General features: G+C 33.7%; 13 protein-coding genes, 1 tRNA gene and 1 pseudogene. 10 read left to right on the top strand and 5 right to left on the bottom strand.

Annotated elements, in window-relative coordinates; translation table 11 throughout:
- Positions 1 to 430: 430 nt before the first annotated feature.
- On the top strand, positions 431 to 1846 hold the full coding sequence (locus AACK98_RS04875; protein WP_339040415.1) for an AarF/UbiB family protein: 1416 nt from the start codon (positions 431 to 433) through the stop codon (positions 1844 to 1846).
- 793 nt (positions 1847 to 2639) lie between these two features.
- Here the strand turns inward: AACK98_RS04875 and AACK98_RS04870 are convergent.
- Positions 2640 to 3338, bottom strand: a complete 699-nt coding sequence (locus AACK98_RS04870) for a hypothetical protein (RefSeq protein WP_339040413.1) — start codon at positions 3336 to 3338, stop codon at positions 2640 to 2642.
- Positions 3339 to 3632: 294 nt separating this feature from the next.
- On the opposite strand from AACK98_RS04870, the pseudogene tnpA reads away from it, so the two are divergent.
- A pseudogene (tnpA, locus tag AACK98_RS04865) lies at positions 3633 to 3992 on the top strand (IS200/IS605 family transposase); the annotation flags it as partial.
- Positions 3993 to 4244: 252 nt separating this feature from the next.
- On the opposite strand, the gene AACK98_RS04860 reads toward tnpA, so the two are convergent.
- The 4 genes from AACK98_RS04860 to AACK98_RS04845 are packed head-to-tail and all read right to left on the bottom strand — an operon-like array spanning position 4245 to position 6000.
- Positions 4245 to 5006 carry a hypothetical protein gene (locus tag AACK98_RS04860; RefSeq protein WP_339040411.1) on the bottom strand — a complete coding sequence of 254 codons (762 nt, stop codon included), beginning with the start codon at positions 5004 to 5006 and terminating at the stop codon, positions 4245 to 4247.
- On the bottom strand, positions 4990 to 5232 hold the full coding sequence (locus AACK98_RS04855) for a hypothetical protein (protein ID WP_339040410.1): 243 nt from the start codon (positions 5230 to 5232) through the stop codon (positions 4990 to 4992). The genes AACK98_RS04860 and AACK98_RS04855 overlap by 17 nt, the downstream gene beginning before the upstream one ends.
- Positions 5178 to 5828, bottom strand: coding sequence for a hypothetical protein (locus AACK98_RS04850; protein ID WP_339040408.1), 651 nt, complete (start codon positions 5826 to 5828; stop codon positions 5178 to 5180). Before AACK98_RS04850 ends, AACK98_RS04855 begins: the two co-directional genes overlap by 55 nt.
- Positions 5779 to 6000, bottom strand: a complete 222-nt coding sequence (locus AACK98_RS04845) for a hypothetical protein (protein ID WP_339040406.1) — start codon at positions 5998 to 6000, stop codon at positions 5779 to 5781. The genes AACK98_RS04850 and AACK98_RS04845 overlap by 50 nt, the downstream gene beginning before the upstream one ends.
- Before the next feature lie 445 nt (positions 6001 to 6445).
- Here AACK98_RS04845 and AACK98_RS04840 point away from each other — a divergent pair, with 445 nt between their 5' ends.
- The 8 genes from AACK98_RS04840 to def all read left to right on the top strand — a co-directional run bounded on the left by AACK98_RS04840 (position 6446) and on the right by def (position 13569).
- Positions 6446 to 6739: a hypothetical protein gene (locus AACK98_RS04840; protein WP_339040404.1), complete on the top strand. Its 294-nt coding sequence runs from the start codon at positions 6446 to 6448 to the stop codon at positions 6737 to 6739.
- Positions 6697 to 6861: a hypothetical protein gene (locus tag AACK98_RS04835; protein WP_339040402.1), complete on the top strand. Its 165-nt coding sequence runs from the start codon at positions 6697 to 6699 to the stop codon at positions 6859 to 6861. Before AACK98_RS04840 ends, AACK98_RS04835 begins: the two co-directional genes overlap by 43 nt.
- Positions 6824 to 7102: an IS1 family transposase gene (locus AACK98_RS04830; protein WP_339040400.1), complete on the top strand. Its 279-nt coding sequence runs from the start codon at positions 6824 to 6826 to the stop codon at positions 7100 to 7102. Before AACK98_RS04835 ends, AACK98_RS04830 begins: the two co-directional genes overlap by 38 nt.
- Positions 7103 to 7235: 133 nt before the next feature.
- The gene (locus AACK98_RS08235; protein WP_410520022.1) at positions 7236 to 7373 is read left to right on the top strand and encodes a transposase; all 138 of its coding nucleotides are present in this window, start codon (positions 7236 to 7238) and stop codon (positions 7371 to 7373) included.
- Between the two features lie 707 nt (positions 7374 to 8080).
- Positions 8081 to 11101: a type IV secretion system protein gene (locus tag AACK98_RS04825; RefSeq protein ID WP_339040398.1), complete on the top strand. Its 3021-nt coding sequence runs from the start codon at positions 8081 to 8083 to the stop codon at positions 11099 to 11101.
- Positions 11102 to 11413: 312 nt separating this feature from the next.
- Positions 11414 to 11490, top strand: a tRNA-Arg gene (locus tag AACK98_RS04820).
- Between the two features lie 183 nt (positions 11491 to 11673).
- Positions 11674 to 12966, top strand: coding sequence for a hypothetical protein (locus AACK98_RS04815; protein WP_339040396.1), 1293 nt, complete (start codon positions 11674 to 11676; stop codon positions 12964 to 12966).
- A gap of 213 nt (positions 12967 to 13179) precedes the next feature.
- Positions 13180 to 13569, top strand: coding sequence for a peptide deformylase (gene def / locus AACK98_RS04810; RefSeq protein WP_339040395.1), 390 nt, complete (start codon positions 13180 to 13182; stop codon positions 13567 to 13569).
- The last annotated feature ends 194 nt before the right edge of the window (positions 13570 to 13763 follow it).

Genomic DNA, 13763 nt, shown 5'->3' with positions numbered 1-13763 from the left:
ATACACAAGATAAAAAGAGAACATCTCTTATATTTAACAATTACTTATGACTTTATTAACAGTGCAATATGTAAGATCAAATAGGCAAGCGAGAGGAATATAATATTTTTTATAATCACCAGGGATATAGGATTATTTTGAAGTTGATTACTATAAGAAGTTTTTATAATAAAATGCATTATCTAGCTTATTTGCTTGCAAAAGCAGCATACAATTATTCGATAAAAATGTGTTATATAGAGCAGTTTTTGTTTTGCTTATCATTTTTAAGTGCTTTGTATAAGAAGCAAGCAGCATTATATAAGGATTACTATGATAATCCATTTCTTTGAGGTTATAAAAGTCTTCAATGCTTATATTTTATATATTTAAGAGTATTTATTTGATACTGCGTTATAATTTGATGTTACAGTTATTGAATATTATTTTCTTGAAGCGTTTAAATCATAGTGCACGTGTATTATTTGCACAAAGATTAGTAAATGCACTACCAAAAATGGGTCCTGCATTTGTGAAGTTTGGGCAACTTCTCTCTACAAGACCTGATTTAGTAAGTGATGAGATTGCAGGTTATATGTGTAAGTTGCAAGACGAAGTTCCTCAAGAGCAGTTCAGCTCTATAAGCAAAGTTATCAAAGCAGAGCTAGGTATTACATCTTTAAATGTTGCATTCTCTAATTTTGAGCCAAAAGCAGCTGCAGCTGCTTCAATAGCACAAGTACATAAAGCCGTTACAATAGATAATGTGGTTGTTGCTGTGAAGGTATTGCGCTCCAATATAAGACGTAGTTTTGAATCTAATATAGCAGGATTTAAATTAGTCGCAGAATTTATAGATAACTATTTTACTTCTGCAAAAAGACTGAAATTACCAGAAGTTATACGTGTTTTGAGTGATCTTGCAAGGGTGGAGCTCGACTTGAGACTGGAGGCTGCAGCAGCTGATAAAATTTCAAAAAGTGCTAGTAATGTAGCAAAAATTCCAAAAATATTATGGCAATACACTACTAAAAATGTCTTGGTTATGGAGTGGATAGATGGCTATAAAATAAATAAATTGCCTAGTATTATTGATAGTAATGCTCGCTTGCATATAGTACGTCAGTTATTATTTGTATTTTTTAACCAAACATTTGTTGATGGATTCTTTCATGCTGATTTGCATCATGGTAACATTGTAGTGATACAAAACTTATATCCAAATATTCAAAATGATGCTTATAAATATATCATAGGATTATTAGATTTTGGTATTACTGGAGGACTTAGCTTAAAAAATAAAAGACTGATGCTTGAGATTCTGCAGGGATTCTTAGATAGGGACTATGATAGAGTTGCAAAAGCTCATTTTGATGCCGGTTATGTTCCTTCTTCTGAGTCTTTAGAGCTTTTTTCACTTGCATGTAGAAGTATAGGGGAGCCAATAATAGGTAAAGATGTGAGTGAAATATCAATCTCTTCGTTGTTGACCCAGCTTTTTGAAATTTCAAAATCGTTTAATATGAATACTCAGCTAGACTTACTTTTGCTTCAGAAAAATATGGTTATGGTTGAGGGCATTGCTCGTACAACATTTCCAGATGTTAATATGTGGTTGATATTAGAAGAATGGATAACAATAAATATCAATATTATCAATAAGTTATGTCTCAAGAATCAGGAATTATTTCAAAAATTCACTTATGTTTTCTCATCTCATTTAGCATTGATTGAAAATATAAACAATGCTAGCAAGCTGTTTTTACAAGATCACAGTAATCGCAAAAGAATCAGGAAGAAATCTAATATGCTAATTATATTGATGGCGCTGTCTTTATTCGCTGTGGCAATATTCACTTCAACGTAGTATGTACATGTATATTAATAGCATTACTGCACTAAAAAACTTCTTAGTTAGTAGGCCCCCCGCGCCAAAAGTCTCAAAAGTGCTCATGAAATGGTGCTTGGAGCGCTAAAATAGCGCTTTGAATCCGTAAGAAAATGTTATAAGTAAAAGCAAAAACCTTACGGATTTTGTGAAAGTAGTGTTTACGCGGCACATGAGCAATTAATAGACTTCTTCCGAAACTCTACTTCCTTTGTGAGAACTGGTGCGTTGATTTCGTGTTCTGATTCTCAATGTTATCAAATACACTCTTGTCCTTCTTGCGCCTAAATCTCCTACCATTTTTCTGCCAGAAGCTAGTTTCGAAAGAGGTCTAATATATCCAAAAATTAGCACAGAGCTGAATCCTGGGCTAATTTTTGCACATTTCACTTCTCCACAAAAATTTATTTGCTTGCGTAAATCAATTTTTGGCGGATGGTGCATTATAATTATCTGCGAGGCATAAATAGGAGATATAATAAATCCATTTATATCAGCCATAGGCATGAATCTGAAGGCGATAGAGCGCACTCTATCTGGCTAATTACCTGAATTTAAACATATAAAAATCAAATGCTACAAAGTGACAATAGAGGGCGAATGCTTAAAACACAGCATTTTGCGCGCCTTACAGACATTTTTCTCATTCTGCCCATAAAAAATTACAACAAATTGACGCAGATATCATCAGCTGAGCAATAAAATACACAATACACAGTTGTACCAAGGAATTTCAAAAGCTAAAATGCATATTTCTGGCGGTATGGAGCAGCTATATCATTTCTACTGAGCTTGTAGCTTCTTGCACAAGAACTTCTTTAACACTTTCATCATGAACTCCAAAATCTAGGATTGATGTGAGTTTTATTACTAAGTTAAAGTAAAAATTCTGAAAATAAGAATAGTATTCGGATAGATCGTTATATGCGTTATCAGATTTTTTTGCACCTTCATCGCTATTTACTTCAAGATTTAGCGAGTACATATTTGAAATAGCACTGTATCCATAATATGTAGTAAGTATTAAATTAGCATATGTAATATACGGCATATTGAGCAATCCTATGATGTAAGGAATTGCAGTAAAACTAGCCGCCATTATAACACTCTTCGCTGCTTCGAAATATTGACCAGTATACAAGTGTTGCCCAACATCTAAAGCATTAATAGCAATAAAATGCCGATTAGTACTAAAATACATACCATATAGCTTTATTGAGCCTATTAGAGCCTTTTTCGTATTATCTCGTGTAGGTATATAAATAAACCTTGCAAAGTCTACTGCAGTATCTACTGTTTTGCTCCCAGTAGTTATCCAATGTAAGAGTCGTTGTGCAATTTCTTTAACTTGTATGTCATCTTTAAACTTTTCTTCTAAACTTTTTACAAATACCAAGTCATCATTGTAGCCATTTTCTTTGTCTGGATGCACTTTACGTGGCGCAAATCTCCCAAATGCACTCCTTAACATCTTTTGGTGAGAGCAAGGCTTTTAGTGCCTCGGACAGGAGATGTTTTAAATTTAAAAGTTGCAGCAAATTATTTGGAGGTTTTAGAGTGTCATTTGGTGATGAGTTGCTGTGAGGTGGCTGATTTGTAGAATCATCACTATTTGCAGGAGCAGCATGCGGTATTGCAATCTCTTTATGTAGTTATATGTGATATGGTTAAGACCCTCGCCTTTAGGCGAACACTTTAGTATTAGTTATCTAGGAAATGTGCTAAGGGAGGACGAATGGAATATAGGAGATGATCCCACAGCCTATATGACCTAAAGTATCATATAGTATTTTGTACTAAGTATAGGTATAGAGTTTTAACTGGGCAAGTTGCGATTAGAACTAGGGAAGTAATCCGAGAAATATGTGCTGCTAATTACATAAATATAATTAGTGGCAGTATGAGTCCTGATCACGTACATATATTAGCATTGGTTCCGCCTAGTATATCAATATCTAAAGCTGTGCAATATATTAAAGGTATAAGTAGTCGTAAGTTGCTACAGGAATTTGCACTGCTCCGTAAGCGGTATTGGGGGACAACATCTTTGGGCCAGAGGGTATTTTGTTGTGACAGTTGGCAATGTGAATTCAGAAGAAGTGCAAAAATATATAGAACAGCATGAGGAACATCACAAAAAAGATGATTTTAGAATATCAGAGTTTTAGCGTTTACGCTTTTAATCTGCTTTGCAAGCGTTACACAAACTACCGCGCTTTAGCCGGTAGTAATTGATTGTTTTGTGCCGATATAAAAGTTTCTTTCTTTTTTTTATCAAAGATATTAGTAGCACTACTTTGAGGAGTATAAAATATAGTTTGGGTAGCGTTATTTGTATGTTGTAATAACTCTTTCTGCAGTTTTTGATCGTCATATTTTAATAATGACTCAAATTCCTCGATTTGAAAAAGTGTAAGCATGGAATGCTTGACAAGGGCTGTAGCTTTTCGCGATCTATTATCATAATCTTTATCAAGTTGTGGCGGTTCTTGTCTCTGTGACTCGACATTTTTTTATATATTATGTCGGAATCGTGGTTTAGGTGCTCAATTTTATCGAAAAATTCTGTGTCAGAGGCAGATATTCCGAGTGTATCAAGCATTTGCTGATTTTTTATGATTTGCTCGCGAAATGTTAGGTATTTTTTTAAATTTTCTATAATTTTTAATGTTTTATGTGCCTGCTGGTCTTTAGGAGTATTTTGTGATATGGTATGTGATGTAACATTATCGAAAAATTCTGTGTCAGAGGCAGATATTCCGAGTGTATCAAGCATTTGCTGATTTTTTATGATTTGCTCGCGAAATGTTAGGTATTTTTTTAAATTTTCTATAATTTTTAATGCTTTATGTGCCTGTTGGTCTTTAGGAGTATTTATGGTATTTAATGTGATATTTATAGAATTATCGCTTCTCTTAGATAAATATGTCTCAATATGCTTAACTAATTCTTTTCCTATAACCTTGCTCTCGTTTGAGAGTTCGAATTGCACCTTTAAGCCTCGAGCTGCTGTGCTAGCGTTAATATTCTCTTGAATGATCTTGAGATTCAGTTTGATTATGTCGTTTATGAAACTACTTTCATCATGCTTTAAGAATAAACCAATCCTACTGTCTTCGGAGCTAAGATGCGATAGCATCTTCTCGTGAAATTCTGTGGTGAAACCAGTATGATTCTGTTGTGGTTATTACAGTATTGTTTATCCACGCTCTGAAATTTTGAATATCATAACCTAAGGAAGCTTTAGTAATTACAAATGACAAGGCATCTTTCACATCATCAAAATTACCAAGCAAATGTTTTAGCTTACTTAATAAAGCAATGAATTTTTCTCCTTTGTCAGATAAATTCTCTTCAGATAACAATAAAACAACTTTTGCATTCTCGGAGAGTTCAAATAACTGATCTTTCTCATATCTGTTAGTATCTCCAAGCCCTGGGCAATCCAAATAGATAATGCCTTCGTGTTCATAAAAATTAGGAAATTTCGTCTAGGCGTATCATGACTTATTTTAGATCTACTGAAATGACCATTTGACTTTAATATCGATGTTCTTTCTCCACTAATATTTGCATTTTTAACATCAAGCTCAGCTCCAGTGATATAGTATAATAAAGTACTTTTGCCGACACCTGTATCTCCAAGCAACAATACTATATCTTTATTATAAGAAATCTTTTCATTTCCAAGCTCAACTGGCAGTCTAATAATGTCACTCTCTACAGGAACATAGTGCGAGGCATTTATTTCGCTTGGAAAGGCTGCTGTGTATTCAGTTATTTTGCCTCTATTCTCTGGAGTTTGGCTAAAAGCTAATTCCAAGTCATGCGTGGTGGTGCCATATTCTACAGGTGGCTTTGTAAAGTACATACTGTTAGTTACGCCATCAACAGAAGTGCTGCTTACAGATTTATTTAAATCCGCAATATTCTCTAAACAATATTCCAGCCGCTTCGTCAATGAATATACGATTTTGTCCACTCTGAAGTAACTGTGTGGCTTGTTGATTTTTATCAATCAAATATTTTAAACCTTGATTGCTTGCATGAGAATCTAGTGCTTTGACAATTTGCTGTGTATTATAATAAGAATCTGTATTTGCTGATGCATTTCTATCTATTCTTTTCTTCATTGCGGCATTATGAATTTCAAGGATAAACTCAATTAGCTTTAACTCGCTATGAAATATATTTTTTATGCAAAAATTCTAGAATAATGCTTAGAAGATTAAATATTTCCCATTATTCCTGGATTATTGCATTCTTAGCCATTGCGAATCTATCCATATATATTCTACCGCTTGAAATTGATATAAAACAATATCAAATGACTAGGCAGTTTGTATATAGATATTGCTATAGTGCAATATTAACTTGATTGATCCAAAATGCAACTTTTTAAGGTGCAAATATAGGCAAAAATATCACTTATTTAATGCTAATATTAAAGAGATGAGAGTTTTCACAATTAGATAGAAGTATGATATGATCACTTTTTTAAAAACTAAAGAGTGGTTTTATGGTTTGTTGTAAGGGATGTTGCTCTGATATCTTTGTAAAGAATGGCATTGTGAGGGGGTGTACAGCGTTATAAGTGCAGATCATGTTCTAAATTTTGTTGAGGGCGATCTGGGCAAGAAGCCTCAAACAGCTGTTAAGAAAGCATTATGCGTTATGCTATATAGTCTTGGTAATGGCTCTTTTTCTATGTTAGGCAAGATATTAGGTCATTCGCCGTCCATAATTTATCGCTGGGTAGTAGAGGTGATGGGCAAGACTCAGGAGCCAGTTGTCTCTTCGGATATTATGGAGATGGAATTCGACGAGATGTGGCATTTTATTGGTTCAAAAAAACAAGCTTTGGATCATTAAGGCAGTTGATCGTAGTACAAGGAGAACAGTTGCCTGGGTTACAGGCAATCGTGATACTGCAACATTCCAAAAGCTCTACAAAAAGTGAGTCATCTGAAAGAATGTCATTTTTATACGGATGATTGGGATGCTTTTTCTAAAATTTTACCCAAAGAGCGTCATACAATTGGAAAGTCTGGCACAGTATGTATCGAGAGAGATAATAGCAACACGCGACATCATTTATGCCGAATGACACGGCGCACTAAAATCGTTTCTAAAAAAGAGTCAATGGTATACGGATCCATCAAGCTTTGGTGCGCTCTTACTATTACACAAATATTCAAACAACATCAAGAACAGCTCTTATCTATCTTTATGTGAAAACTCTCATAATTTTAAATCTTTTTAATGTATCAATGATATTTATCAAAAAGATGAAGTTTAGCGTGCCTGTTTTATACTGCTTTAGCTATAGCATTGGAATCTGCAGAAGTTATAGGATTTATTCCCATAAATTTATTCCCATAAAGTTTTCAAAGGATTCGCAAAGCGAAGTAAAACTACAAAAGGCCGGTTTTTCGGTCTGAAGCTTTATTTGATAAAAGTATCTTTTAGTAGTGGAAATGAAGATTATAGAAAGGCTTTAAGGTAGATTAATTTCTACAAAATGTTACGGTTTCGAAATAAGAATCTTGCATCATCTATAACTTAACATTTTGTCCTACCATTTTATCTAGAGACATTAATATAGTAGGTACAGCATTCATCCCTGGATTTATAAAGAACTCAGAACACAGCAAATGCGAAGTTTGTGTAAATTTATAAAAATCCCTTATAAAACCATATCTTTTAAGTTGTACGACTATATGCTATTATTTGTGGGATTTGGTATAAGAGATCGTTGAGTGAAGTACGCAGATTTTATCAATTCACTATAATAAAAAATTTGCTGCAATGTTAAGTGCACACTGCATTTTTTAACTATATACACTCTAGGTATCTGCCTTTGTAAAAACTATATATTGTTTGAAATAGATTGTTTTGCTACATTTGTACTTATGGCGCTACCAGTCAGGTAGGTGGTGAGCTTGATTTCAAAGTTGTTTGCCAGTTTATGGTAGCATAAAATTCCTTTTTATAGTCGATGTCAATATTAGCAAATTTTCATATTCACATCTTTAAGATGCGCTATATTCAACCTAAGAGGTGTGAATTATGATTGTACTTGCTATGTCATCACTTGTATTCATTATGAAAAAATATGGTATTAACATATTGTATTCTATTTGTGCATCATTGCGTCTTATTTTTCTTTGCTTAAGAAGTTGCTATGAATTTTCTATGTATCTCTTAAAATATTTGTATATTGACTCACATAAAAGTTATATATCAAAATATGTGATTTATTGCTTATTCCTATTGTTTTATAATACTTCTGCATTTGCTAATGTTAATTTTTATGCGGATTGCGTAAAGGGATATCAATTTTCTGATAATGCTATGCAATCTATTATGCTTTCACCTCTGAATTTGGTTTGTCAAAGACGATGTGAATCTGAATGCGGAGCTTTCTCTAGAAAAATAAAGGATCCTACCATCAAAAATGATGATGGAATAGAGCTGAATTCTGCCATTATTACTGAATGTGTTGCACAGTGCCAATCTGGTATTTTATTTAAAAGTCATTATTATGAAGCAAAAACTAGAGTAAATGGATCTGATCCCATAGAAGTTGAAGTGAAAGCACCAGTTAGTATAGCTTCTGCTTGTACTGAAGGGAAAGAATGGGTTGCAAATAATGCATTTAAAACTTTATTTTTTGTAAAGTCAGGAGACAAAATTAAAATCAGTTTAGTTGGAGATTATCAACATAGCAGCAAAGTATATCTGTGTGGTAAAAAAGAGAAAAAGTTAGTTCCAATTTTTCCTAATATTTCAGATCCGTTGTATGATATTACTAAGGCTGCAGATTGGAACATTAATAATAAACAAACGGCATGGAAAAAGCGATCAGATCATTGGTGCTTGCTTGATTTAAATGATACTGAGTGGAGTGCATTAAATAATAAATCGCTTTGGTCTTCTCCTCCTTGGTCTATGCCTCCAAGTTCTAAACCAGCTAGTGATATTTGCAATTGGAGCGCACGTAATAAAAGTATCACTGATACAGGGGTATATATAAGAAACGATGATGAAGTAACTATCAAATGGAGTGGAAATTATGCAGTTCAGAAGGATATTGGAACAGCTGGTCAAGTAGTATATGACAGAAAAGCATTAGTTGAATGCATGTACAATAAGACTTTGCAGCCAAGTGTAGTACAACAATGCAAAGATTTATGGAGAGAACAAAGCGCACTTTGGATCATAGCACAAAATGGAACTTCCTATATTCCATTGTATGGTGAGGATGCCAGACGAACTGATATAAGAAGCGGTTTATTATATACTCCACCTTCTAGTCAACCTGCTGATCCTCCTAAAAAGTGGTATGGTCTATCTGGAACAGTAGTAGACGTCAATCTAAAAAGTGAAACTAACACATCGATTCCTGGTTGTCCAAAGCCTGATGATAAAACCGAAAGCAGCGGTTATCAAGATCCAGATTGTATAAGGATTGTGAATCCTGGAACAGCAAGCTATACATTTTCAGGGAAGTTAGAAGGTTTATCTGATGAGAGAATACCACTAATGATACAACATCCAAATGCAAACGATCAGAAACATTTGGGAGGTTATGAAGTCAATATAGAATGGGGTGGTTGCGTATTTACAGACGGGCAGAGGATGCAATATGCTGTTATGACAGAGGCTGAAATAGCAAAGGTAAGTTTGGATAGTGGAGTTCTACAAATTCCTGAAGAAGAATGGAAAGATGTTCCTAAAGAAGTATTTTTGGGTTCTCATCTTGTTGTCAATACTTCTAAATCCGGATATCTATTTTTTAGGATTAAGAGCATGGATTTGCCATTTGGCGCAAATGATACACTTAAAGATCTATATGAAAATCCAGCGAATCGTTTTGGAAAATATTACATGTTAGCTGAGTCAATTAGCCAATCTTCTGCAGTTGTTAAGGATGGTCCAATCACGCAATTGCTTAGGATTATTATGGAACAATTACTTGGCAAGGATAGAAAAACTGGAACAGTAACACAAAGTGGGGCAGTCTATAAGATTTTTTCTTCAATTGTAGAAGATAGTATATTTAAAAATGTTATTAATGCTCTAATTGTAGCGTATATTTCATTCACTGTAGTAGGATTATTAATAGGTGTTGTGCAGTTAAGTCAACAAGATGTGATAAAGAGACTTGCAAAAGTTGGCTTAATACTAGTACTTATTTCCAGCACAAGTTGGGAATTTTTTGGTGGTTATCTAGTTCCATTTTTTGTGGATGGTGCTACAACTTTGATAGCATTGATACTATCGTCATCGATGGATTTAAGCGGTACAGAGTTAACACATAATAATCTAATGCAAGATCCACTAATAATCTTTACTATATTTGATGGGCCTTTCAAGGAAATGTTTAGTTCAGTCACTTGGAAGAAGATTTTGGGATTATTTCTTTCAAGTCCGCTTGGGTTACTTATAGTTTTCTTGATACTTTTTTCTATGTGGTTTTATGTACTTACCATAGTAAAGGCAAGTGTAATGTATATATTCTCCGTTATCATGACATCGCTTTTGATTGTAATGGGTCCAATTTTTATTCCTATGATATTATTTAAGCAAACTGCAACTTTATTTAAGAATTGGTGTTTTCAGCTGTTTTCTTTCATGTTGCAGCCTGTGATGTTGTTCTGCTCCATAGCGATGTTCAATATATTATTACTTGCTATATTACACGCAACACTCGGATTTACAGTGTGTCCTAACTGTATTCTATATATAGATTTGTCACCTCTTTATTCCGCTTGCTGGATTCCTGGTTATGCGCTCGTAGTAAACTCACACCTTCCTGTTGGTGTTTCATCAATGTCTTCTATACCTCTCTCTATACTTGCTGGTGCGTTGACATTTATGTTGCTAGCTCATGGTACATATGGTTTCTGTGATTTTATCACAAGACTTGCTATGAATATTATTACAGGTTCACCATTTGGTTTTGATATATCTAGACCAGCTGAGAAAGTAATGAGTGTTGGAAGTGATATAAAAGATTTTGTAAAAGATGCTGCAGTTTCAATTGCAACAAAGGGTAAGTCTTCTGGGGGAGATAAAAAAAGAGAAGACGGAAAGAAAGATCCTGCTGGATATAAAGATAAGAAAAATGATGATAAAAGTAAAAAGCCACAAGTAGAAATGTTTTATGATGATAGAAACAAGAGTGATAGTAGAGAAGGTAGTAGACGTGGCTCTCTTGATGAGGAGTAATAAATTAATACGACTCTGTCAGCAGTGGTAATAGCTTCATGTCAAATACATCAGAGATATACCGCAGCTAAATGAAGAGTTGAGATTTGAATTATGCACATATGAAGTTAGCCTTTAAAAGGCGCCAATTTTAAAAAAGATAACAAGTATACAATTGCTTGTTTAATAGGGCTATAGTTCAGGTTGTATTATGTAAATATTTTATTTATAATGAATGTTTTACTTTCTTATGTAGAAAATTCAAAATTTGTTTTGACATGTAGTTTGCTCATCATGTATCTTTAGGCGTCACATGGTTTATTATTTATTTTTGCGCCTGTAGCTCAGCTGGATAGAGCGTTAGACTACGGATCTAAAGGTCAAGGGTTCGAATCCTTTCAGGCGCGCCACTCTTTCATTCAGCTTTTGAGTGTTTGTGCCAGTGCATAGGAGAGGTGTTTATATTTTAAGTTGCGTTTCATTTAGTTTAAGTATTTATACTTATTTATTATTTGTTTAGATCTATAGAGCAATGTTTTTTTTGAAATAATCGATAGATATATAGATTTTTTAGATAAATCTTTGTAAGATGTGTGCTTCATAGTTTTTATATGTATTTATGGATAGATAGTATGGCAAGAAGAGTACTGATTTTCATGTTCGTTGTTATAGTTGCGTTGTTTGGTGCAAATTATGCAGCAATTTATATTCAAAAGAGAAACATTAAATCTGCCGTTGAGATGGCAAAAGAAAAATTGAAGGAAGTGCATGTAGATTTCAATTATGAGAAAATAGACTTTTCTACAACTACAGCTTTTGATATTAAAGCTGCTATTATAAATCCATCGTTTGAACAAAAAACATCTGTGAGCTCTACAGTCAGAACTCTTGATTCGATTAATATAACTGTAACACCATTTTCCAAAGAGTTATCTTTAACTACTACTAGTAAAATAAGAGAGGTAACCACAACATCTGGAGTTCAGATTTCAGATTTATCCTATTTTTTTAAAGCTCCGCGGATAGATATTAAGTTTTTAAACTCAATTAGCGATATATTTAAAAATTCAAGTGCACAAAAAACAAGTATTATAAGTCGTATTAAAGAAATACGGTATATTGATGAAGGTCTTACTACTGCAGATGAGATGGTAGATGGAAAGTTTTTTGTGCAGTATGACGGTGCTGCATTGAATGTAGTAAATCGCAGAGAAAATACTTCTACAAAGGATAAGGTAGAAGATACAAAAGATGAACCACATGAGATTATGAATTTTGCAATAGATGGTACTGTTGCAAGCTGTAAATATAACTCTGATCATCCAGATCCGGAGGTAAAACATATGGCAGCAGCTGGAAAGAGTACGGTTTCTCTTGATGTGGATTATATAGTTGGTGCTCTTGATCTCTCTAAGGATTCAGAAGGCGCCGCAGATAAAAAACTTTGTCAATATGTTGAATTTAAGAAGCTTCATTTAATTAATGATATCTTTTCTGTTAGTATAAGTGGTAGAGCAGGTTTTAATATTTCTGAAAAGAGACCAATGGTTGAAGGCGAGATATCAATAAATGAGATGCCTGCATTTGTTAAGTTTTATTCCAAGTTGTTTAACTTAATTATAGATAGAGAAATTAAAAATACTAGTGTGGCTGGCGGTGCTTTGAGAGATGATCAAGTTTCTGATGTAATATCGTTGCTTGAAAAATTAGCAGAGTCTACTAGTGTTCCAGGTAAAGCTGAGTTTAGAGTCACAAGTACTTCTGATGATTCACATTATGATATTAGAATTTCGGGTAAGCCTGCTATTGAGGTTTTTAACGAACTGAAAGGAATTTTTATCAGAGATCCAGCAGCTGTTATCGGCGCACCTACAATTGATGAATAGGTAAGTGGGTAGTTATATATTAATGTATAATATAATGTTTTTGTGTTAGTGTAATAATTATTAATCATATTATTAATATATCATGGAACAGTTTATGCGAAATAGTACTGTAGATAAGAGTCCTGTGTTGATGGATATAATCCTTGAACCCGATCCACGGTTACATTGCAAATCTGAAGATGTAGAAATTGTTGATGATACTTTGGTAGCTTTATGGATGATATGTTGTTTACCATGAAGGAGAATAGTGGCGTAGGTCTTGCAGCAGTTCAGGTAGGAGTGCTCAAGAAAGTTATAGTAGTGGATATCACAAGACCAGATGATTCTGTTCCAGTAGATGGAATGCCAATGTTTTTAGTTAACGCGAAGGTGATTAAATACTCTAATGATAAGTCATCGTTTCATGAGGGCTGTTTGTCGTTGCCAGGTATACGTGCAGATGTCCAAAGACCTTCTGATATAGTAGTGGAATATCTTGATTATTATGGTGAAAAACATGTTCTTGAACTACAGCATAGTTTGCTATCAGTTTGTATCCAACATGAAATTGATCATACAAATGGTATAATGTTTACAGATCACATATCAAATTCAGAACTGTAGTATTGATATTAAGTGGAGTTTTTCAAGCTTCATGATAGGTATTAATAGATATATCTTTGCAAGGTGTAAAACAATATATGTATTGTGTGATGTTTTACACTTAAATTAGGTTGTGTAGAAGTGCTCTGTCATAATACCATTGTTAGTATAGGAATTGTTAATAGAGTATGTGCTAGGAAGAGTGTGAGGCAGTG

Source organism: Candidatus Lariskella endosymbiont of Hedychridium roseum (genome assembly GCF_964020185.1).
Classification (GTDB): domain Bacteria; phylum Pseudomonadota; class Alphaproteobacteria; order Rickettsiales; family Midichloriaceae; genus Lariskella.
The sequence above is the reverse complement of the archived record's forward strand: the minus strand, read 5'-3'. Positions and strand labels throughout refer to the sequence as shown.